This is a genomic window from Vibrio sp. 10N.286.48.C11, assembly GCF_041469805.1.
Lineage (GTDB): Bacteria > Pseudomonadota > Gammaproteobacteria > Enterobacterales > Vibrionaceae > Vibrio > Vibrio crassostreae_C.
This window is the reverse complement of the sequence record NZ_JBFRLK010000011.1, coordinates 162,584-182,812: the sequence shown is the minus strand read 5'-3', so window position 1 is coordinate 182,812 and position 20,229 is coordinate 162,584. Positions and strand designations below refer to the sequence as shown.

At 44.5% G+C, this 20,229-nt stretch carries 20 protein-coding genes; 4 read left to right on the top strand and 16 right to left on the bottom strand.

All coding sequences use genetic code 11. The annotated features are described in order from the left end of the window. Nucleotides 1-32: 32 nt before the first annotated feature. The 12 genes from nusB to AB4209_RS04185 form a co-directional block, all read right to left on the bottom strand. A complete protein-coding gene (nusB, locus tag AB4209_RS04240; protein WP_004734399.1) occupies nucleotides 33-500 on the bottom strand; it encodes a transcription antitermination factor NusB in 468 nt (155 codons plus the stop codon). Continuing rightward, on the bottom strand, nucleotides 500-970 hold the full coding sequence (gene ribE / locus AB4209_RS04235) for a 6,7-dimethyl-8-ribityllumazine synthase (protein WP_004734398.1): 471 nt from the start codon (nucleotides 968-970) through the stop codon (nucleotides 500-502). The genes nusB and ribE overlap by 1 nt, the downstream gene beginning before the upstream one ends. 295 nt (nucleotides 971-1,265) lie before the next feature. Continuing rightward, nucleotides 1,266-2,375, bottom strand: a complete 1,110-nt coding sequence (gene ribBA, locus AB4209_RS04230; protein ID WP_102398343.1) for a bifunctional 3,4-dihydroxy-2-butanone-4-phosphate synthase/GTP cyclohydrolase II — start codon at nucleotides 2,373-2,375, stop codon at nucleotides 1,266-1,268. A gap of 108 nt (nucleotides 2,376-2,483) precedes the next feature. Then, the gene (locus tag AB4209_RS04225) at nucleotides 2,484-3,140 is read right to left on the bottom strand and encodes a riboflavin synthase (protein WP_010436361.1); all 657 of its coding nucleotides are present in this window, start codon (nucleotides 3,138-3,140) and stop codon (nucleotides 2,484-2,486) included. 69 nt (nucleotides 3,141-3,209) lie between these two features. Beyond that, nucleotides 3,210-4,289, bottom strand: coding sequence for a bifunctional diaminohydroxyphosphoribosylaminopyrimidine deaminase/5-amino-6-(5-phosphoribosylamino)uracil reductase RibD (gene ribD, locus AB4209_RS04220; protein ID WP_372054936.1), 1,080 nt, complete (start codon nucleotides 4,287-4,289; stop codon nucleotides 3,210-3,212). 40 nt (nucleotides 4,290-4,329) lie between these two features. Next, on the bottom strand, nucleotides 4,330-4,779 hold the full coding sequence (gene nrdR / locus AB4209_RS04215) for a transcriptional regulator NrdR (RefSeq protein WP_004734394.1): 450 nt from the start codon (nucleotides 4,777-4,779) through the stop codon (nucleotides 4,330-4,332). A 156-nt stretch (nucleotides 4,780-4,935) separates the two neighbouring features. Further along, nucleotides 4,936-6,186 carry a glutamate-5-semialdehyde dehydrogenase gene (locus AB4209_RS04210; RefSeq protein ID WP_372054934.1) on the bottom strand — a complete coding sequence of 417 codons (1,251 nt, stop codon included), beginning with the start codon at nucleotides 6,184-6,186 and terminating at the stop codon, nucleotides 4,936-4,938. A gap of 66 nt (nucleotides 6,187-6,252) precedes the next feature. Continuing rightward, entirely contained in the window at nucleotides 6,253-7,437 is a 1,185-nt protein-coding gene (gene proB, locus AB4209_RS04205) for a glutamate 5-kinase (RefSeq protein WP_017084187.1), read from the bottom strand. 76 nt (nucleotides 7,438-7,513) lie between these two features. After that, nucleotides 7,514-7,903: a sigma factor-binding protein Crl gene (gene crl / locus AB4209_RS04200; RefSeq protein WP_017060787.1), complete on the bottom strand. Its 390-nt coding sequence runs from the start codon at nucleotides 7,901-7,903 to the stop codon at nucleotides 7,514-7,516. Nucleotides 7,904-8,047: 144 nt separating this feature from the next. After that, a complete protein-coding gene (gene frsA, locus AB4209_RS04195; RefSeq protein WP_017060788.1) occupies nucleotides 8,048-9,301 on the bottom strand; it encodes an esterase FrsA in 1,254 nt (417 codons plus the stop codon). Nucleotides 9,302-9,390: 89 nt separating this feature from the next. Then, nucleotides 9,391-9,855: an oxytetracycline resistance phosphoribosyltransferase domain-containing protein Tet(34) gene (gene tet(34) / locus AB4209_RS04190; protein WP_009847475.1), complete on the bottom strand. Its 465-nt coding sequence runs from the start codon at nucleotides 9,853-9,855 to the stop codon at nucleotides 9,391-9,393. Between the two features lie 84 nt (nucleotides 9,856-9,939). Next, the gene (locus tag AB4209_RS04185; RefSeq protein WP_017060789.1) at nucleotides 9,940-11,229 is read right to left on the bottom strand and encodes an NCS2 family permease; all 1,290 of its coding nucleotides are present in this window, start codon (nucleotides 11,227-11,229) and stop codon (nucleotides 9,940-9,942) included. Nucleotides 11,230-12,292: 1,063 nt separating this feature from the next. Here AB4209_RS04185 and AB4209_RS04180 point away from each other — a divergent pair. Continuing rightward, the gene (locus AB4209_RS04180) at nucleotides 12,293-13,765 is read left to right on the top strand and encodes an aminoacyl-histidine dipeptidase (RefSeq protein ID WP_372054932.1); all 1,473 of its coding nucleotides are present in this window, start codon (nucleotides 12,293-12,295) and stop codon (nucleotides 13,763-13,765) included. 138 nt (nucleotides 13,766-13,903) lie between these two features. Here the strand turns inward: AB4209_RS04180 and AB4209_RS04175 are convergent, their stop codons facing one another. Further along, nucleotides 13,904-14,443 carry a DUF3332 domain-containing protein gene (locus AB4209_RS04175; protein WP_017070352.1) on the bottom strand — a complete coding sequence of 180 codons (540 nt, stop codon included), beginning with the start codon at nucleotides 14,441-14,443 and terminating at the stop codon, nucleotides 13,904-13,906. Nucleotides 14,444-14,714: 271 nt separating this feature from the next. On the opposite strand from AB4209_RS04175, the gene AB4209_RS04170 reads away from it, so the two are divergent. Then, nucleotides 14,715-15,761 (top strand): succinylglutamate desuccinylase/aspartoacylase family protein, encoded by a 1,047-nt coding sequence (locus tag AB4209_RS04170; RefSeq protein WP_017060792.1) that lies wholly within the window; start codon nucleotides 14,715-14,717, stop codon nucleotides 15,759-15,761. 202 nt (nucleotides 15,762-15,963) lie between these two features. Here the strand turns inward: AB4209_RS04170 and AB4209_RS04165 are convergent, their stop codons facing one another. Further along, complete coding sequence (locus AB4209_RS04165) at nucleotides 15,964-16,281, bottom strand: DUF3622 domain-containing protein (protein WP_017069509.1); 318 nt, start codon at nucleotides 16,279-16,281, stop codon at nucleotides 15,964-15,966. A 354-nt stretch (nucleotides 16,282-16,635) separates the two neighbouring features. Here AB4209_RS04165 and AB4209_RS04160 point away from each other — a divergent pair, with 354 nt between their 5' ends. Then, nucleotides 16,636-17,646: an adenosine deaminase gene (locus tag AB4209_RS04160; protein WP_372054930.1), complete on the top strand. Its 1,011-nt coding sequence runs from the start codon at nucleotides 16,636-16,638 to the stop codon at nucleotides 17,644-17,646. Nucleotides 17,647-17,721: 75 nt separating this feature from the next. Here the strand turns inward: AB4209_RS04160 and AB4209_RS04155 are convergent, their stop codons facing one another. Further along, nucleotides 17,722-18,906 (bottom strand): NnrS family protein, encoded by a 1,185-nt coding sequence (locus AB4209_RS04155; RefSeq protein ID WP_372054928.1) that lies wholly within the window; start codon nucleotides 18,904-18,906, stop codon nucleotides 17,722-17,724. Between the two features lie 288 nt (nucleotides 18,907-19,194). On the opposite strand from AB4209_RS04155, the gene AB4209_RS04150 reads away from it, so the two are divergent. Continuing rightward, on the top strand, nucleotides 19,195-19,749 hold the full coding sequence (locus AB4209_RS04150) for a gamma-glutamylcyclotransferase family protein (RefSeq protein ID WP_017060795.1): 555 nt from the start codon (nucleotides 19,195-19,197) through the stop codon (nucleotides 19,747-19,749). 46 nt (nucleotides 19,750-19,795) lie between these two features. On the opposite strand, the gene AB4209_RS04145 is transcribed toward AB4209_RS04150, so the two are convergent. Then, on the bottom strand, nucleotides 19,796-20,128 hold the full coding sequence (locus AB4209_RS04145; RefSeq protein WP_017060796.1) for a tRNA-binding protein: 333 nt from the start codon (nucleotides 20,126-20,128) through the stop codon (nucleotides 19,796-19,798). Between the last annotated feature and the right edge of the window lie 101 nt (nucleotides 20,129-20,229).

Below are 20,229 nucleotides of genomic sequence, written 5' to 3'. Positions count from 1 at the left end.
AAGCTGACCTTTAGATTCAATATACGAACGTCTTATTTCTTACGAACGTGTGGTGCAGCTTTATCAAGCACACCGTTAACAAACTTATGGCTGTCTTCTGCTGCAAATACTTTTGCAAGCTCGATAGCTTCGTTGATAACCACTTTGTATGGTACATCTTCGCGACGAGTCATCTCGTACATAGCTAAACGTAGAAGCGCTAGTTCCATCAAATCCAGATCTTGCATAGGGCGAGATACGAATGGACGAAGCTTGCTATCAAGTTCCATGTGGCTAAGAGCAACACCAGTTAGTAAGTCGCGGAAGTATGCAACGTCTGTTTCTGGCATAGCAAGAGCAGGCTCTGCAGCATGATGCTCTTCTTCATCATACTTACCACCAGATAAGAACTGTTCTTCAACGGTAGCAATATTTTCTTTAGTAATTTGCCAAGAATAAATTGCTTGTAGAGCAAATTGACGTGCGTTACGACGTGCGGCTGGTTTCACACTGGCCCCCATTAGGAATCGATTTCAGAAAGAACGTTGATCATCTCAAGTGCGCTAAGTGCGGCTTCTGCACCCTTATTACCAGCCTTGGTTCCTGCGCGTTCAATAGCTTGATCGATCGTATCAACAGTAAGAACACCAAACGCTACTGGAAGAGAAAATTCCAGAGACACTTGTGCCAAACCTTTATTACATTCACTACAAACATAGTCAAAGTGAGGTGTACCGCCACGGATTACTGTACCAAGAGATACAATCGCATCGAACTTACCTGTTTTTGCAACGCGCTGCGCTACAAGTGGAAGTTCTACTGCACCAGGGCAACGAACAACAGTGATGTTGTCTTCGCTTACTTGTCCATGACGCTTTAAAGTATCGATTGCACCAGAAAGTAAACTTTCGTTAATAAAACTGTTGAAACGAGCAATAACGATAGCAATTTTTGCATTTGGCGCTGGGAAGCCACCCTCGATCACTTTCATAAGCCTTCCTTTAACTATTTTCATCAAGTGAGAATCGCCGGATTCTAGCACAAAACTGTGAGCAATATCTAATGGTAATTTAGAAGAACAGACACCGGCAATGTAAAGATGATAATGCAGCGCTGATCCCAAGCATATAGGAACAGCGAGGAGCCAAGTTTGTGTATTGAACACGTTTTGAGTCGAACTTGGCTACTTTGCCCTTTTGGCAAAACTTATCACCAAAAGAGCCACTGAAATCATCGGTAAATTATGTCGCTACAAACGGAGAAACGTCTGCTCGCTGACGCATGATTTATTCGCAAACGTACTCAACAACGTTAAGACCAAAACCACCCAATGCGTGGTAACGCTTAGAGCTTGAAGAAAGCAGACGCATATCGTGCACGCCTAGATCTTGAAGAATCTGAGAACCGACACCAACACGACGCGAGGTACCCTGCTTCTTCGCCATAGTTGGCTGCTCGTTCTTGTCTTGCGCTTCGAATGTCTTCACTTTGTGAATCAAAGAATCAGACGACTCTTCGTTACCAAGAATAACCAACACACCGCCTTCGTCGCCAATACGCTTCATCGCTTTATCTAGCGACCAGCTGCGCTCAGTACCACGGTCTGAATGAAGCAGATCAGTGAACGTGTCATGCAAGTGAACACGTACCAAAGGAGCACCTTCAGATAGGTCGCCTTTTTGCATCGCATAGTGGATCTGGTTATCAATCGTATCGCGGTAAGTCACAAGCTCGAAATCACCAAACTCAGTTGGCAAATGACATTGGGCAACGCGCTCAATCGTTGTTTCTGTGTTGTTGCGGTATTCGATCAAGTCAGCAATTGTGCCTAGTTTGATGTCATGCTTTTCTGCGAACACTTCAAGATCTGGACGACGAGCCATGGTGCCGTCGTCGTTTAGGATCTCAACGATAACCGATGCTGGCTCACAGCCAGCTAGACGAGCTAAATCACAACCTGCTTCCGTGTGACCTGCGCGTGTTAGAACACCGCCATCTTGCGCTGTCAGTGGGAAAATATGACCAGGTTGAACAAGGTCAGCCGCTTTCGCATCTTTCGCCACTGCAGCTTGAACCGTCACTGCACGGTCTGATGCAGAGATACCCGTTGTTACGCCCTCTGCCGCTTCAATCGAAACAGTAAAGTTAGTGGTGTACTGTGCGTTGTTATCTTGAACCATAGGCGCTAGACCCATGCGGTTTGAACGCTCTTTGGTTAGCGTCAGACAAATTAAACCACGGCCGTACATCGCCATGAAGTTAATCGCTTCTGGCGTCACATGTTCTGCTGCCATGATCAGATCGCCTTCATTTTCGCGATCTTCATCATCCATCAGGATAACCATTTTTCCTAGGCGAATGTCTTCAATAATTTCTTGAGGAGTACTAATTGGCATTGTTCTATATCCTTTGAAATGGTTCTGCTTCCTAGAACCGACACTATTTAAACCTGATGATATTGCTTCGCTTTACAAAGTCTCGCTTAACGCACTTTGTATCAACGGTTAGGCAAAACCATTCTGCTGTAAGAATTCCATCGTTAATCGAGATTCAGGCTCAGATTCTTGTTGCTGACCTTGCAGTAAACGCTCCATGTAACGTGCTAATACATCAACTTCTAGATTCACTTTACGACCGACATTGAATTGGTCGATGGTGGTTTCTGAAGAAGTATGAGGAACGATAGTCAGCTTGAATGCGTTCTTACGTAAATCGTTCACAGTCAGGCTAATGCCATCAACTGTTACTGAGCCTTTTTGAGCCACGTATTTTGAGATTTCTGCTGGCATTTCTACCCAGAATTCAATCGCACGGCCAACTTGGTTACGTTCAACAATCTCACCCACGCCATCAACGTGACCAGACACTATATGTCCACCGAAACGCGTGGTTGGTAACATTGCTTTCTCAAGGTTAACTTTATCGCCCGCTTGGTAATCGACAAAACCCGTTTTTTTCAGGGTCTCAAGCGAAAGATCTGCACTGTAGCTGTGGTCGTTATATTCAACAACTGTCAAACACACACCATTGGTAGCGATGCTGTCGCCTAACTTAACGTCAGCCATATCAAGCTTCCCAACATTAACCGTTACGGTGATGTCTTCTCCGCGGGGAGTGATTGCACTCAATGTACCTACGGCTTCTACAATTCCTGTAAACATTTTAAAACTCTTTTTGTTGTCAACGACACGTATGTAGTTGGAGTAACTATTTCCACTGTGGTTTCGTTACTATCTGTTTCGAAATACGGGTTTCGCAACGATGCGAATATCCACACCAACCTGTCGAACATCTTTAATTTCTAGGTCAATAACGTCAGACATTGAAGTGAGCCCTAATGCACCCATCAAACCTCGTCCGTCACTGCCCATAAGTTTAGGTGCTAAATAAAGGATTAGCTCATCCACCAGCTGCTCTTCAATCAAGCTTTTTGCCAATGTTGCGCCCGCTTCGACCCAAATATGGTCGATATGATTGGCAGGTAATTGACGCATCAGATCGTGCAAATCGAGCTGACCTGCATCTGTGGTTGCGACTTCAATATCAGCAGATGCTTCGGCAACTCTCAACACCGATGTTGGAGTCTGGAATAACTTGAGTTCAGGACGCAGTTGGTTTTGACGATCAAGAATCACGCGAATCGGCTGACGCAGCTCGTCTTCAGCGTAATGACCTTTGATACTGCTTGGCAACTCTGCCCAACGAACATTCAACGACGCGTTGTCTTCAATCACCGTCTGGCTAGTTGACAACACAGCGCCTGATTTTGCTCGGTAGTTCTGAACATCACGACGTGCTTCTGGCGATGTGATCCACTGGCTTTGGCCATTTACCAATGCCGTTTGCCCATCAAGGCTAGCGGCCATCTTTAACTGAACGAATGGCATGCCAGTTTGCATACGCTTGATAAATGCAGGGTTCAAGTCGAGAGCGTCTTGCTCTAGCAAACCGATTTCAACCTCAATACCCGCATCGCGTAGCATTTTGATACCACGACCTGCGACTTTTGGGTTTGGGTCCTGCATGGCACAAATCACTTTGGCTACTTGAGCCTTAATCAAACCTTCAGCACAAGGCGGCGTTCGACCGTAATGAGAACAAGGCTCTAGCGTGACATAAGCCGTCGCACCTTTTGCTTTGTCGCCTGCCATTCGCATGGCATGTACTTCAGCATGAGGTTCGCCAGCTTTGGCATGAAAACCTTCACCAACGATCTGACCGTCGGTTTGTACAATGACACAACCCACATTAGGGTTTGGCGCAGTAGTGTAAATGCCGCGTTTTGCTAACTGAATAGCACGCGACATCATTTGAAAATCTAGGGGAGTAAAGTTTGACATGATTGAGGAGTTAATCCTCTAATTTAGCGATTTCTTCGCCAAACTCTCGGATGTCTTCAAAGCTGCGGTAAACAGAGGCAAAACGAATGTACGCCACTTTATCCAATTCTTTCAATTGGCCCATCACAAGATTACCAATCATCTCGCTTGGTACTTCACGCTCACCAGTTGCACGGAGTTGTGACTTAATCGTACTGATCGCAAGTTCAATCGCGTCAGCACTCACTGGGCGTTTTTCTAGGGCGCGCTGTACACCACCCACCATTTTATCTTCATTAAATGGTTCGCGGTTTCCATTCGACTTTATGACTTTAGGCATCACAAGTTCTGCCGATTCGAACGTAGTAAAACGTTCACTACATGCAAGGCATTGACGGCGACGACGAACCTGATGGCCATCGGCTACCAGTCTTGAATCGATTACTTTAGTGTCGTTCTCTGAACAAAAAGGACAATGCATATCACCTCCAAATAATTGAATATCAGTGTAACGGAATTGCCAAACGTTAGGAAAGAAAAAGGGCCAATTAAGGCCCTTTTGTGTGGTGATTCATTGATTATTGCTACTCGACCGCCATTTCAAAAATGAGCTGAAGAGTAAAATTAACGACCAGCGTTAACCGCGGACTAAATAGTTCGCTTTACCTACCCATTTGTAGCTTGTCAGCTCTTCTAAGCCCATTGGGCCGCGAGCATGCAATTTCTGAGTAGACACGGCAACTTCAGCACCTAAACCAAACTGTGCGCCATCAGTGAAACGTGTTGATGCATTCACATAAACCGCTGCAGAACCAACAGAGTTAATGAAACGCTCTGAGCTCTCTAAGCTATTGGTCATGATCGCATCTGAATGACTCGCGTTGTGTACACGCATGTGGTCAATCGCTTCTGCCACATCCGCTACCACTTTCACGCCTAGCGTGTAGCTTAGCCATTCAGTGTCAAAGTCGCCTTCAACCGCATCACGTTGGTCTTCAAAACCCGCTAGCAGCGATTTTGCACTGGTATCAGCAACTAAGGTTACCTTGCCGGCTAAACGCTGTTTCAGCTTAGTTAGGAAAGCTTCAGCAACCGCTTCATGCACTAGCAGTGTATCTAACGAGTTACACGCCGATGGACGTTGAACTTTTGAGTTTTCGACCACATCGACAGATTTCTCAAGTTCAGCGCTTTCATCAACGAAGATATGGCTGATACCAAAGCCGCCGATGATTACTGGGATGGTGCTGTTCTCTTTACACATCTTGTGCAGACCAGCGCCGCCACGAGGAATGATCATATCCACGTAGTCGTCCAGTTTAAGCAGTTGAGAAACGAGTTCACGATCAGGCTTCTCGATGTACTGAACAGAAGCGGCTGGAAGCTCCGCTTTCTCTAATGCAGACTGGATAACCTTAACCAGTTCCATGTTCGAGAAAAACGTCTCTTTACCACCACGTAGAATGCTTGCGTTACCTGTCTTCAGGCACAGAGCTGCAATATCGATGGTTACGTTCGGACGCGCTTCATAGATAACACCCACCACACCAAGTGGCACGCGGCGGCGAGACAGTGACATACCGTTTTCTAGTACTTTGCTGTCAATTTCGCTGCCAACTGGGTCATTCAGGCTAATCACGTTACGAACATCGTTAGCGATACCGGTTAAGCGCTCTTCGTTAAGAAGTAGACGATCGAGCAGTGCGTCAGTTAAACCCGCTTCACGACCCAGTTCGATGTCTTTCGCGTTCGCTTCTAAAATCGTTGTTGCGTTTGCTTCTAGCTCATCAGCGATAATCGCCAATGCTTTATTCTTTTGCGCCGTAGATGCGGTCGCTAGGTGGAAAGCAGCGTCTTTTGCTGCGATACCCATGTTAGTTAAATCCACGTTTAACTCTCCCTAAATTCTGTCTGTCTTTGGATGCAAAAAGGTGATTCACCTTATCATCACGAGCTACTCTTGGATTACAACTAGGTCGTCACGGTGAATGACTTCTGACCCATAATCGTATCCAAGGATGTCGCCAATATCTTTACTGTGCTTGCCTGCAATTTTTGCTAGGTCTTGGCTTGAATAACTGGCGATACCACGCGCAATTACTTTGCCTTTGCTGTCTGTGACTTGGGTAACTTCACCACGAGAGAATTCGCCTTTAACTCGAACAACCCCTTTCGCCAACAAGCTGCTGCCTTTGGTGTTGACTGCGTTTACTGCGCCGTCGTCAACCACGATGTCACCTGCTGAAGCAGGGCCCGCTAAAATCCAGCGTTTACGGTTTTCAAGCGCTTCCGCTAAAGGCAAGAAACGTGTGCCTTGTGGGTTATCACTCAGTGAATCAAACACCACATTTTCAGCACTGCCCGCAGCAATAATCACTTCGATGCCTGCGCGACGAGCAATGTCAGCCGCCTGCAGTTTTGTCGCCATGCCGCCAGTACCCAACGTAGTACCGCTGCCACCTGCGATCTTACGCAGCGTGTCATCAATGGTTTTCACTTCTTTGATGAGCTCAGCATTTGGATCTTTACGAGGGTCAGCCGTAAACAGGCCTTTTTGGTCTGTTAGTAGCAAAAGCTTATCAGCACCGCACAAAATACCCACTAAGGCCGACAAGTTATCATTGTCGCCCACTTTAATTTCGTTGGTTGCTACTGCGTCGTTTTCGTTTACTACCGGAATAATATCGTGCTCAACCAGTGCGTTGATCGTGTCACGTGCATTAAGAAAACGCTCGCGATCATCGAGATCAGCACGAGTCAGTAGCATCTGGCCAATCTTAAGGCCATAGATAGCAAACAAAGACTCCCAAACTTGAATCAACTGACTTTGCCCAACTGCCGCAAGCAACTGTTTGCTCGCCATTGAGTTGGGAAGTGCGGGGTAACCAAGGTGCTCACGTCCTGCTGCAATTGCACCAGACGAAACCATAACCACAGAGTGGCCTTGTTTTTTTAATTCAGCACATTGACGAACCAGCTCAACCATATGAGCGCGGTCTAATGCCAATGTTCCACCAGTTAAGACACTGGTACCCAGTTTAACAACGACAGTTTTACGCTGTGTTGTTGTCCCGCTTTGATGATTTGTTGTCATGAAGTCTTTTATGAATAAAACAAATAAGAGGTGATGTTTTAGCAATCAAAAGGGGAATTCACAAGCAGAAAAGGTGCGAAATCGCACCTTTTTGCTTTATATAGAAGAGTAACCTTTAAAATTAGACGAATTCGACAGACTCTTCGTCTAATTGGATACTGATTTCAAACTTACTTTGAAGTTCATCAACCAGTTTCTTGTGGAAGGCTTCTTGAGTTCGAGAGACCTCAGCGACCGCCTTTTTAGGTAACGGCAAAGAATCCCAGTTACCATCGATGTTGTACTTGCCGATATTGTACTTCGCCGAATATCCCTCTTCCGACTTATCCAATTCCAGCCACCAGCCCCAGAACTCGCGTTCTTCTGGTGATTTTTTATCGTTCACACATACAGACAAGCAATCAAAGATATAGTGGCCTTCTTCTGATTGCGGTTCCCTTAAGTAAGGCCCGATCGCCTTTAAAACATTCAACAAGCGGTAATGCGTAGGTTGTTGTGTCACTTCTGACATATTGAATCTCCATTTTCAATGTTAAGAATGACGTTACTCAGACTGTTATACGTAGAAACTACGCATTTGGATTTTATAAATGACCTCTGAGTATCAGGTACTTAGTTTGTACATTTTTCATGCTTAACTAATTTAGGAGAAATGTCATCTAAATAATTCATCCTCAAGCCACTTTATCGCCAATTCGAGGGATTGCTCATAACCTTGTGTAATTGACTTAGCTTTGATTTTCTTCGCTTTTCCGTAATCACTGTAAATAGCAACCAGTTGATTATCCATTGGCGGTGAAACCGGGTCGCCTTCCAGAGCCAATGCCAAGATAGGAACACTGGTTTTACTGTTTGACAGCAAACCTTGTACCTTGAGTGACCACGCCATCAACTGCCCAGAAAGGCTATTGATATCGACCGCCCCTTTACCAAGGCGCGAAGCCAACACATCTAGATGCATTTTAGGCATCTGCTTAAGTTTGTCTGCATGAACAAAGATATCGTGAATTGGCGCGCCTAAAGAAATACACGCTTTAATCTTATGTTGCTCGAGGAAAGATAATCTCACCATCGCATTGCCACCGAAGCGGAAACCAAACAAGCCGACTTTGTGGTGATCGACCCATGGGATGTTAGGCAATTCATTCAGCACTGCTTGGTGAAGACAAGATGAGTCTTCTGTTAACGGCCAATGTGCACTGTGCCCTATTGATGGCATGTCTACCGTTAACATAGCAATGTTCTTAGGTGCTAAATAATCCCTAAACAGGCGCCACATATCGGTTTGCAAGCTATCTAGACCCGCGCTGACAATCACAACTGGTTGTGGTTTATCTGTCTTGGTTAGATGCAAGTTCGCTTTGATCTTCTTGTTTTGGTATGGAATATCAATCTGCTTGACGATCAACTTAGTGTGCTTGATCGCTTCAGAATACGCTGCGTTGGCCAACACTTGAGCCTGAGCTGCCAAGTTGTCGTTCTTGAGGTGTGGGTAACCCGCAATACTGAAGCACAACGATGCGGAAAATAGCTCTTCAGCCATCTCTTCACCATTCTTCTCATTAGAACGATTTTGATGCTGCATACCCAGCTTGGTCCATTCGTATGCCCAGTTACCACTTCGGTAACCCATGACCGTATCAAGCCACTCATCGGTTGTACGAGAGTTATCTGATGACGCGATGCGAGCCAATACCGCTTCCTGCTCTATTGGATTAACGCCTTGCCATACCCACTGAAGACGTCTTAGGTTTCGATACCATGATGAGTTTTGCTGTTCACGTTTCTCATCCAATAGCGCTTCAGAGCTTGGCATGTATTGTGTCAACATTGAGGTCTCTTTCGCTTGCTTGTGCTTTACAAACAAAGTTTCCGAAAGGTTCGAGCTCGTTTCTTCTGGTTCAGACATTGGGATACTTAATAAGAAATGGTTGTCACTAATAATATAAAAAAAAATGACCCTATAAAGGGTCATTTCTCAAAAAACTAAGTTTACGCTTATTTTGACTTGCGATTTACTGGCTCTACGTAGCTTAGGCTAGTATCCCAAGGTTGCTCAATCCATGTGTCTTGAGCGATATCAACAATGTACTCGTCTAGCAAATCAGCGCCAGATGGTTTTGCACATACAGCGATCAGTTTCGCTTTAGGGTACATTTCGCGAAGCTTACGTGCAGTGTCACCACTATCAACCAAGTCTTCAACGATTAGGAAGCCTTCGCCGTCACCTTCAGGTGCTTTAACTACTGTCATATCACGTTGGTGATCGTGGTCGTAGCTAGAAATACAAATCGTATCTACGTGACGAATACCTAGCTCACGAGCCAAGATTGCACCAGGAACCAAACCACCACGGCTTACTGCCCAGATGCCTTTCCACTGCTCTGCTGGCATTTGCTTTTCAGCAAGTTGACGGCAGTAAGTCTGCATGTTGTCCCAAGTGATAACGAATTTGTTGCTCATAGTATAAAACCTAATAATTTTGTCATGTTATTAGAGGCTATTTCAAACATAGCCTCTTCAGCGATTAAGCAGAAATCTAGACGATTAAGCGAAAATGTATTTAAGAATAAAGATAGCCGACATTACCCACACAGCAGGTGAAACGTCGCGACCTTTACCACTTAGCAGCTTAATTGCAGCGTAAGCGATGAAACCTAGTGAGATACCCTCAGCGATAGAGTACGTCAGCGGCATAAGCAGACATGTTACCACGACTGGTGCTGCTTCCGTAAGATCACGCCAATCAATGCCAACTAGGCCAGACATCATCAGAATTGCTACATAGAAAAGTGCACCTGATGTTGCGTAAGCCGGAATCATACCTGCAAGTGGCGAGAAGAAAAGAGCCAGTAGGAATAAGATACCAACAACAACAGCCGTTAGACCGGTACGGCCGCCTTCAGCAACACCCGCAACACTCTCAACATAAGAAGTAGTATTTGATGTACCTAGCAGTGCACCAATAGATGTTGCTGTAGAGTCAGCAAGCAGTGCTTTGTTCAAGCGAGGTAGTTTGCCGTCTTCTTTGATTAGGTTTGCTTTCGTTGCAACACCAACCAGAGTACCCGCTGTATCGAACAAATCGACGAACAAGAACGCGAATACCACTGAAATCATACCGATTTCAAATACAGCAGAGAAATCAAGCTGCATGAATGTAGGAGCAAGGCTTGGTGGTGTAGACATGATGCCGCCGTATTGAACGTCACCAATAACAATGCCAAGAGCTGTGATAGCTAGAATCGCAATCATTACTGCCCCTTTCACGCCACGGTGAACAAGAGCAATCGTTAGGAAGAAACCAAGTGAGCCTAGGATAGGAGCAATCGCGGTAATGTCGCCCAGTGAGACTTTAGTTGCTGGGTTAGAAACAACGATGCCTGCATTGCTAAGCGCAATAAACGCTAGGAAAAGACCGATACCTGCAGAGATACCAACACGCAGAGACATAGGGATCGAGTTGATAATCCATTCACGGATCTTAAAGATGCTTAAGAAGATGAAGATTACGCCTGATACGAAAACCGCTGCCAGAGCAACTTGCCACGTATAACCCATACCCATTACAACAGCGTAGGTAAAGAATGCGTTCAAACCCATGCCTGGAGCTTGAGCAATTGGGTAGTTAGCAACAAAGCCCATGATGAAACAGCCAATAGCAGCCGCTAAACAGGTTGCTACAAATACAGCGCCATGGTCCATACCAGCATCAGCTAGAATCATTGGGTTTACAAAAATGATGTAAGCCATTGTTAGGAAGGTTGTTAGACCTGCGATGATTTCAGTGCGCACATTGGTGCCATTTTCACTGAGTTTGAATAGCTTTTCGAACATTATCGAATCCTATAAGGGTAAAAAGTAAACGGTTGCGTAATCGATTGGCTGTGGATTATAAAGTTATCAAATAACAAATTCCAGATAGAATTAAGGCTCTAATCGATATTTATCAGAATGCCGTATGAAACAAAGCGATTACAAATGAGAAATAACAAGAATAATAACCATTAAAAACAATTAATTAGGTAAAATAAAGGCGATGAGATTACTTGGTTATTTTTTCAACCATCGGTTATTTCCATTGAGAATGTAGCCATCATATTCTCAATTTAAACCCACAAGAGTTGTGTATTTTTCAACAGGATCAGTAATAAGACGCAAATTGACATTTTGGCGTTTAAAAAACAACCACTCAGAACAGCAAAGAAAGTGACAAGCGAAAGCGGTTTGGAAAAGTAGCAGGCAAAAAAAACGCCACTCAAAACTGAGTGGCGGTAGAATCTGTCAACCAAAAGGGCTGTAAAAGAATTCCAATATATAGGGGTGAACAAAACTGTTCGAGTTACATGCTTACGGTATTAGTAACCAAAGCTTGTAGGGTATGCAAAGTTGCTAGTGTAAACAGAGCTGTTAATCCAGAACATTGCAGATGGTAAACCTTTCATAACTATCACCTTAATAAATCAATAAAAAACGAATTTGATTTCTCGGTTCCTTGGAGGCGATAAAACGGACTCATCCTTTGAGCATTTACTCTTCATCTCAGAAGTTGGTTATTAATATACCCTAAAGAAAAAAGATTACAAGTATTTTTTGCTATACGTCACATTTTTGGCCATTTACGGTTATTTTGCAAACTTATTTTGTAATAAAATTACAAAATAGAATCAAACAAACGTTTGCCTACTCCATTTATAAGCATCAAGGCGCTTATCTGTGATCAGATGGACAAGATCGCTTTCAAAATTTGAGCTATTTGAGGTTTAGAACCGCTACTCGTCAAAACGCTCAAGTGGTATGCTGTTGCCATCAAAACAGACCCATATTTTAGATTTTTGTTCTAGGTTTTTCCCCATGCAAAACCTAAATATATGGTTATTAAATAAAAAAGGAGTCATCCGTGTCTGAATTCCATTCTGAGATCAGTAAATTATCCCCTGCCCCTATCTGGCAGTTCTTCGATAAGATTTGCTCAATCCCACACCCTTCTAAGCATGAAGAAGAGCTTGCTCAATACATTATTGCTTGGGCAACAGAGCAAGGCCTAGATGTACGTCGTGACCCAACGGGTAACGTATTCATCAAAAAGCCAGCAACGGCGGGTATGGAAAACAAAAAAGGTGTAGTGCTACAAGCTCACATCGATATGGTTCCACAAAAGAACGAAGACACAGTTCATGACTTTGCTAAAGATCCAATTCAACCATACATTGATGGTGAGTGGGTTACAGCTAAAGGCACAACGCTTGGCGCTGATAACGGCATGGGCATGGCTTCTTGCCTAGCGGTTCTTGCTTCAAACGAAATCCAGCACGGCCCTATCGAAGTTCTACTAACAGTAGATGAAGAAGCAGGCATGACTGGTGCTTTCGGTCTTGAAGCGGGTTGGTTAGAAGGCGATATCCTTCTTAACACCGATTCAGAGCAAGAAGGCGAAGTGTACATGGGTTGTGCTGGCGGTATCGACGGCACAATGACATTTGAAATTGCTCGTAATGCGATTCCAGCTGACTTCGTAACACGTAAGCTAACGCTAAAAGGCCTAAAAGGCGGTCACTCTGGTTGTGACATCCACACAGGTCGTGCAAACGCAAACAAACTGCTTGCTCGCTTCCTAGCGGGTCACGCAAAAGAGCTAGACCTTCGCATCGTCGAATTCAAAGGTGGTAGCCTTCGTAACGCGATCCCTCGTGAAGGTTTCGTAACGGTTGCTGTTCCTGCGGCAAACCAAGAAAAACTGGCTTCACTATACAACTACTACACTGAGCTGCTTTCAACAGAGCTAGGTAAAGTAGAAGACAGCATCGTGACTTTCAATGAAGAAGCTTCTGTAGAAATGGGCGCACTTGCGTCAGCAGACCAAGCTCGCTTTATCGCGGCACTTAACGCATGTCCAAACGGCGTGATTCGTATGAGTGACGAGATTGAAGGTGTTGTGGAAACGTCTCTAAACGTAGGTGTTATCACAACAGAAGAGAACTCAATCACAGTACTTTGCCTGATCCGCTCTCTTATCGATTCAGGTCGTAGCCAAGTAGAAAGCATGCTTCACTCTGTTGCTGAACTAGCAGGCGCTAACATCGCGTTCTCTGGTGCTTACCCAGGTTGGAAACCAGACGCAGATTCAGAAATCATGCATATCTTCCGTGACATGTACGAAGGTATCTACGGTCACAAGCCAAACATCATGGTTATCCATGCTGGTCTTGAGTGTGGTCTATTCAAAGAACCTTACCCGAACATGGATATGGTTTCTTTCGGCCCAACCATCAAGTTTCCGCACTCTCCTGATGAGAAAGTGAAGATCGACACCGTTGAGCTATTCTGGAACCAAATGGTTGCATTGCTTGAAGCGATCCCAGAAAAAGCTTAATTCGATAAGCTATGTTTGTTCAGTAAATGGTGTTTTACAGTAAACACCGTTTATCTGAGACAAAATAAAACAGGTACTCAATGAGTACCTGTTTTTGTATCTAATCTTTGTAGCTACTACTTGTGACTAAATAAACAATTAAGCGCGTGAAGCCGCGTAGCTTTCTAGCTCATCAATTGAAGTTTGTGCCACAACTTCGCCATCGATGAAGTACGTCACCATCTCGCCATCACGAACACCGATTAACGTCGCACGCTCACCAGACTGGTAAGTAATGTCCATTTGGATCGTGTTTTCATCAATCTGCTGCATTTGACCTTTTTCGATCACATCTGCACTCGTGATAGGACCCACTGGCGCTTCCGTTAGAGACGGATCAAGTTGGTGGTTGATGTCTAGGTAAGTATCAGTCTTAGTATCAAAGATGTGCGGAGCACCTGTTAGTGGGTTGCTACCAGTCCAGAACTCTAGTGAGTTGAATACTAGGTAATCGGCAGCAACTGTTAGACCGTATGCAGGTGCAAATAGCATGTTCAAACCACCACGAGCGTAACGGTTATCAACAGCCTTGATGTTGAACTTCATTAGGTAACCCGTTACTGCGTTGCTACCAACACAGCCAGATAAAGCAACAGATACCACCGCTAGTGCTACAACTTTTGAAATTGTTTTTTTCATTTTGATCTCAATATTTGAATTTGGCCGCCAAAAAATGGCGGTGGATAATACCAACGAACTGAATGACAAATATCAGCTCTAAGTTAATGTATTGTCAGAAAATTCAAAATTTTAAACACCCTTCAATTAGCCAGATAAAAAACTGAAACCAATTCAGAAGCCCCTTCATAAAAAACTTTTGTCGTCACCGTAAAGCGATTGATTCGTACTAAAAATCAACGATTGCTACATTCCGTGTTAACGAATTATCACCATGTTGAGAACAACCTAAATGGCAAGACTAAAACCTAATCAACCATTCGAATTACTTGGTTATACTGTTCAGCCAGGACAGCGAATGGAGATTGAACTGCAAGCGGCTCAGCTTTACACGCATTCTCCACTTTCGATCCCGATTGAAATTATTCACGGTCGCCAAGCAGGCCCAACACTGATGGTAAATGCGGCTATCCACGGCGATGAGCTAAACGGTGTTGAGATTGCACGACAACTGACCAATGCGATTGATCCAAAGAAACTGAAAGGGACATTAATTGTTGTGCCTATCGTTAACGTATTTGGCTTTATCCATAAATCTCGTTACCTACCAGACCGTCGTGACCTAAACCGTTGCTTCCCTGGCAGTGAGAAAGGATCGTTAACATCACGTATCGCTTACACCTTCTTTGAGAACGTGGCAAAGCACTGTGATTACATTCTGGATCTACACACGGGCGCGATTCACCGTACCAATCTGCCACAGATTCGTGCAAACCTATCGAACCCTGAGACACTGCGCATCGCAAAAGCGTTCGCAACACCCGTGATTATTGATTCTCCACTGCGCGACGGTTCACTGCGTAGCGAAGCGGAAAAACTGGGTATTCCTGTATTAACTTACGAAGGTGGTGAAGCGCTGCGTTTTGATCACCTCGCGATTCGTGCGGGTTACCTTGGCGTGCATCAAGTGATGAAAGAAATCGGCATGCTGCGCCCTAACCGTAAGAAGTTACCAGAGCCAGTATTGAGTAAATCCACCAGCTGGATCCGCGCTGAATCAGACGGTATTTTGCGTAACATGGTAAGACTTGGCGAACAGGTTGAAGCAGGACAAACCCTTGCTTACATCAGCTCTCCATTGGGTCACCAAGAAGGCCAAGTGATCACAACCAAAGGCGGTATCGTGATTGGTCAGCAAACTCTGCCTTTGGTCAACGAAGGTGATGCTGTGTTCCACATCGCTTACTTCAAGCAAGACGATGAAGAAGTAGGACAATCAGTAGAAAGCTACATTGAAGAAGTGGCAGAAGACGATTGGCTAACTGCACTGAATAACTGATCAGACAATGCTTAACAGTTTAAGAGCTCGACGTTAAAAGCGAGAAGCCAAACCGAGCTCTTAAACACAATAAAACAGAACTCCACAAACTAAAAAGCCCCAAAACACTTTTAACTCGAAAGAAAAAAGTTGTATCGGGGCTTTTTTTTCACAAATCCCTTATCTTAAAATTAAGGGATCTATAAATTAGTCATGCACTGAATTATTCAGCGTCTTGTTGCTCTTCTGCACGAGCTTTAGCGCGCGCTTCACGTGCTTGCTCAGCTTTAAGCTCTTTAGTGTGACGTAGTTCGTCACGCTCTTTACGTTGCTCTGATTTACGCTCGTTACGTTCAGCTTGGTTAGCGATGAAAGATGCTAGCTCTTTCTCTGCCCACTCTTGTGCTAGAGCTTCAGTTTCGAAACCAGACTCACGCTTAGATACTGTAGTGCTGCGAGACGTTACTTGACGAGTAATCTCTGCACACCAACCGTTGCGTTTTTCTGTAAGGCGGATATCAAATTTTTTGTTCTTAGACATGTTCTATTTTTTCCTAAGGGAGATCATTAAGGGATCGGTCAACTTTGATAACTCCATCTAAGTGAGCATCTTTTAACACCATCCCTTGGTAAGCGCGGTATTAGAGCACAAATCAATGAATATTGCTGCAAATATTTGCAGCGGATCACACTCCAATGCTGCAAATCGTTTGCGCCTAATTTCAATCGGTTCATAACTCTCGGTTCACCATCAACTTCTATCCTATTTTATCGATAACAATGAAATGAACTATGCTCAAACAGAGATAAATGAAAGAGATACCTGCTTGCTCAGGTTTATAGACTCTAGTATCTCACCTACTCCGCCCATAATTAAAATAGCTAAGGAGTTGCTATGGATAGCTTCATCAAAAATTTACCTAAGGTTGAGCTGCACTTACATATAGAAGGCACATTAGAGCCAGAGTTGATGTTCCAACTCGCCAAACGTAATAACGTATCGATTCCCTTTGAGAACCCTGACCAAGTACGAGACGCCTATCAATTCCACAATCTTCAGTCCTTTCTCGACATCTATTACCAAGGCGCAAACGTGCTGATCCACGAACAGGATTTTTACGACCTCACTTGGGCTTATCTACTAAGGTGCCAACAAGACAATGTGGTTCACACTGAGATTTTCTTCGACCCGCAAACCCATACCGAGCGAGGAGTCGCTTTCGACACAATTATCACTGGCATTACTCAAGCACTCGACCAAGCTACACATGAACTTAGGATAAGCAGTCAACTGATCATGTGCTTTTTGCGTCATCTCGATGAAGACAGCGCTTTTGAAACACTCAAACAAACCCTCCCCTATAAAGATAAGATCATTGCCGTTGGACTAGATTCATCAGAACAGGGGAATCCGCCAGATAAGTTTAAGCATGTCTTTCAAGAAGCGCTCAACCAAGGGTTCCTAACTGTCGCACACGCAGGAGAAGAAGGCCCCGCACAAAATATTATCGATGCACTGAGCTTATTAAGCATTACTCGAATTGATCATGGTGTTCGCTGTGTTGAAGATGAAGAGCTGATGGAACAGTTAATCGCTAAACGCACACCACTGACGGTCTGCCCGTTGTCGAACACCAAGCTCAAGGTATTTGATACCATGCAAGAGCACAACATCGTCGAGTTGCTGAGAAAAGGACTCTGTGTCACCATCAATTCCGATGATCCCGCTTACTTCGGTGGCTACATGAATGATAACTTCCTAGCGGTTGCCAACGCTCATCCTGTCACTCATCAAGAATTAGCCCAGTTCAGTATTAATGCCATCGAAGCCAGTTTCATCTCCCCTCATGCCAAAGAAGACCTCATTACACAGGTACGCCAATACTTGGTAGCGAATACTCAATAAGTTCATAACAGTTTATTTCGATCAAAAAAGGGAAGCTCAACGCTTCCCTTTATTAATCAATAGGCTGAGATTAAATTAGCCCGGATGGCCATCTACTCGTGGTGTTAACAGCATCATGCCGAATTTCCAGATAAACAGACCAAACGCCAATGTCCATAAACCCGCGCTGATGTTAACCATCTCAAACAAGTAAGCAGGGAAGAAAATCACACCTAAGCTACGAACCAGCGCGGCAATAAATATCGCTGAAAAGGCTAGCGCCATGCTTGGTCCTTTGTAAATCGCACGACCAGTGTGTCCCATTGTCACGCGCGTAATCATCGCCAGAATCAAACCGCTCAAGCCACCAATCGCAAACAAGTGCAGCATATTATGGCTCGCGAACGGGTTATCTAGCAAACCGCGTAACAGCAAGCTGAGAGGGATACATAGGTAAGCCGCATGCAGCGACCACACCAAGGGTTCTGATAGTGTTGTCCAAGGCTTCCAGCGGATAAAGCGCACCAACTGTGTCACACCTGCAAATACCATCAACTCATTGCCGACTTGAGCAAAGGTCAATGGGAAGAAGCTCAACACAAATAAGCCAACCAAAGGTAGATTGGCTAACCATTCCAACCAAACCAAGGGCTGCGCTTTTTCGAAATCAAAACGACGCGCTGTGAAGAATGGGATTACTCGCCCACCCATCACTGATAACAGCAAGGTAAACCACCACAACATAGCCTGCCAAACTGCAGACGATGGGAATGGAGGCATCCCCTTAATGGTCGCGTAACTAGCAAAGTTCGCCACGATAGCCAATATAAACAGTGGCACAAAGAATAGATTCTTCCAGCCTTTCGACTTCACGACTCGGAAACCAATTTCGTAGGCGGCGAAGATTAAGAACAGCGCCTCAACCGACGAGATCAGCCATAACGGAGCGGGTGTCCAAAACAGAATACGAGGTGCGAGCCACAAACCGACTAGCGCAGCTAATCGATAATGCTTGGTGCCATTGACACCCGTCCAGGTTTGTACTGCCGTTAACACAAAACCGACCACTATCGCCATTGAGAAACCAAACAGCATCTCATGCACGTGCCACCACAGTGCGGGAACTTTTAAAATCTCAGGCTGACCGTTTTGGAACATGATGACCCAAGCGACAATCGCGATCACTGCATAGAGACTGCCTAAAAAGAAGAAAGGTCGAAAGCCTAAACGCAGGTAGGCTGGAATCGCGTCTTCTACACTTTTATCTGTGATATTTAACAAACTCGCTCCTAATTCTCAGATAAGCGGCCAAGGTATTACCTAAACCAAATTTTGTGTGCATCAAATCCGATGCAATATGCAGATCACATTGCATGAAACGCGCCAATTAGATAAAACCAGTAAAAACAGCGACTCACGAGATTCAATAGCCAATAAATAAGTCAAAAAAACACAACCAAAAGAGTCATAAAGACATATACATGTATAAATAGAAACTTACTGACTTTTGGTATCTCGCCACATATAGTAAGACTAGACTTAAATGGAACAACTCAGACAAGGAATGCGATGTATATTTTTGGTTATGGCAGTTTAATCAACTCATCTTCACGTCAGCTTACCGGTCAGACAGGGCAAGCGATCCCTGCGATTGTTCATGGCTTGATTCGCCATTGGAGCAAGATCGATGACAGCTATGTCTTATCCCCTTTGATCGTCAATCTCGGCGAAGGACAAGTGAATGGTGTGTTGCTTGAGGTGGATGATATTGCACTGGCTGAGTTTGATCGCCGTGAGCGTGGTTATCACCGTATCGAATTAAAGGCCTCTCAGATAGAAAGCCAAGATGAATTCAAACAGGATCAACCGATCTGGGTTTACATCAAAGACGAGATTGAAGCACCTTGCGAAAACAGCCCTATCGTTCAAACCTACGTCGATACTGTATTAGCAGGATGTTTAGAGGTGTCTGAAAGCTTTGCGGCGCACTTCGTTAAACACACACAAGGTTGGCACCACCCATTAGAAAATGATCGCCACCAGCCTAAATACGGCAACCTTGCTGGGGTTTCCGATCACCATCACAGTGTGATTGATGGCTTGATACTAACTGTACGCAGCTAGTTGATTTAGGTTGGTGAACACATAGGCTCACCAACCTAAAGCGAGCTTAAACGACACGAATACCTGCTGGCATAGCACGTTCAGGGGTTAGCAATACACTTTCAGATTCATCTTCCGTTTCTGCACATAGCAACATGCACTCAGAAGTGTGGCCTCTCATCTTCGCCTTCGCTAGATTGCACAAAACAACAACTTGCTTACCCATCAACTCCTCTTCTGTGTAGTAAGGAACTAGGCTGGTCACCGTTTGTAGCGTCTTGTCACCAACATCCACTTGCACGATGTACAGCTTGTCGGCGTTTTCATGACGAACAACCTCAATGATCTTACCCACACGCATTTCTAACTTAGCAAAGTCACCATAAGAGACAGTATCCATTTCTCACTTCCTATATTGATTTGTTTTCACTCATTAAATTATTTACTAAAATTAAGTAAAATGTAAATGTTTACACTAGCATTAAGCCTAATAATTACAAG

Excerpts from the sequence above, each read along its gene's own strand:
- nusB (WP_004734399.1), bottom strand. The coding sequence starts at position 500 with ATGGGGGCCAGTGTGAAACCAGCCGCACGTCGTAACGCACGTCAATTT.
- ribE (WP_004734398.1), bottom strand. The coding sequence starts at position 970 with ATGAAAGTGATCGAGGGTGGCTTCCCAGCGCCAAATGCAAAAATTGCT.
- ribBA (WP_102398343.1), bottom strand. The coding sequence starts at position 2,375 with ATGCCAATTAGTACTCCTCAAGAAATTATTGAAGACATTCGCCTAGGA.
- AB4209_RS04225 (WP_010436361.1), bottom strand. The coding sequence starts at position 3,140 with ATGTTTACAGGAATTGTAGAAGCCGTAGGTACATTGAGTGCAATCACT.
- ribD (WP_372054936.1), bottom strand. The coding sequence starts at position 4,289 with ATGATGTCGCGTGCTATTCAGTTAGCAAAACGCGGCATTTACACTACT.
- nrdR (WP_004734394.1), bottom strand. The coding sequence starts at position 4,779 with ATGCATTGTCCTTTTTGTTCAGAGAACGACACTAAAGTAATCGATTCA.
- crl (WP_017060787.1), bottom strand. The coding sequence starts at position 7,903 with ATGTCAGAAGTGACACAACAACCTACGCATTACCGCTTGTTGAATGTT.
- frsA (WP_017060788.1), bottom strand. The coding sequence starts at position 9,301 with ATGTCTGAACCAGAAGAAACGAGCTCGAACCTTTCGGAAACTTTGTTT.
- AB4209_RS04185 (WP_017060789.1), bottom strand. The coding sequence starts at position 11,229 with ATGTTCGAAAAGCTATTCAAACTCAGTGAAAATGGCACCAATGTGCGC.
- AB4209_RS04175 (WP_017070352.1), bottom strand. The coding sequence starts at position 14,443 with ATGAAAAAAACAATTTCAAAAGTTGTAGCACTAGCGGTGGTATCTGTT.
- AB4209_RS04170 (WP_017060792.1), top strand. The coding sequence starts at position 14,715 with ATGGCAAGACTAAAACCTAATCAACCATTCGAATTACTTGGTTATACT.
- AB4209_RS04165 (WP_017069509.1), bottom strand. The coding sequence starts at position 16,281 with ATGTCTAAGAACAAAAAATTTGATATCCGCCTTACAGAAAAACGCAAC.
- AB4209_RS04160 (WP_372054930.1), top strand. The coding sequence starts at position 16,636 with ATGGATAGCTTCATCAAAAATTTACCTAAGGTTGAGCTGCACTTACAT.
- AB4209_RS04150 (WP_017060795.1), top strand. The coding sequence starts at position 19,195 with ATGTATATTTTTGGTTATGGCAGTTTAATCAACTCATCTTCACGTCAG.
- AB4209_RS04145 (WP_017060796.1), bottom strand. The coding sequence starts at position 20,128 with ATGGATACTGTCTCTTATGGTGACTTTGCTAAGTTAGAAATGCGTGTG.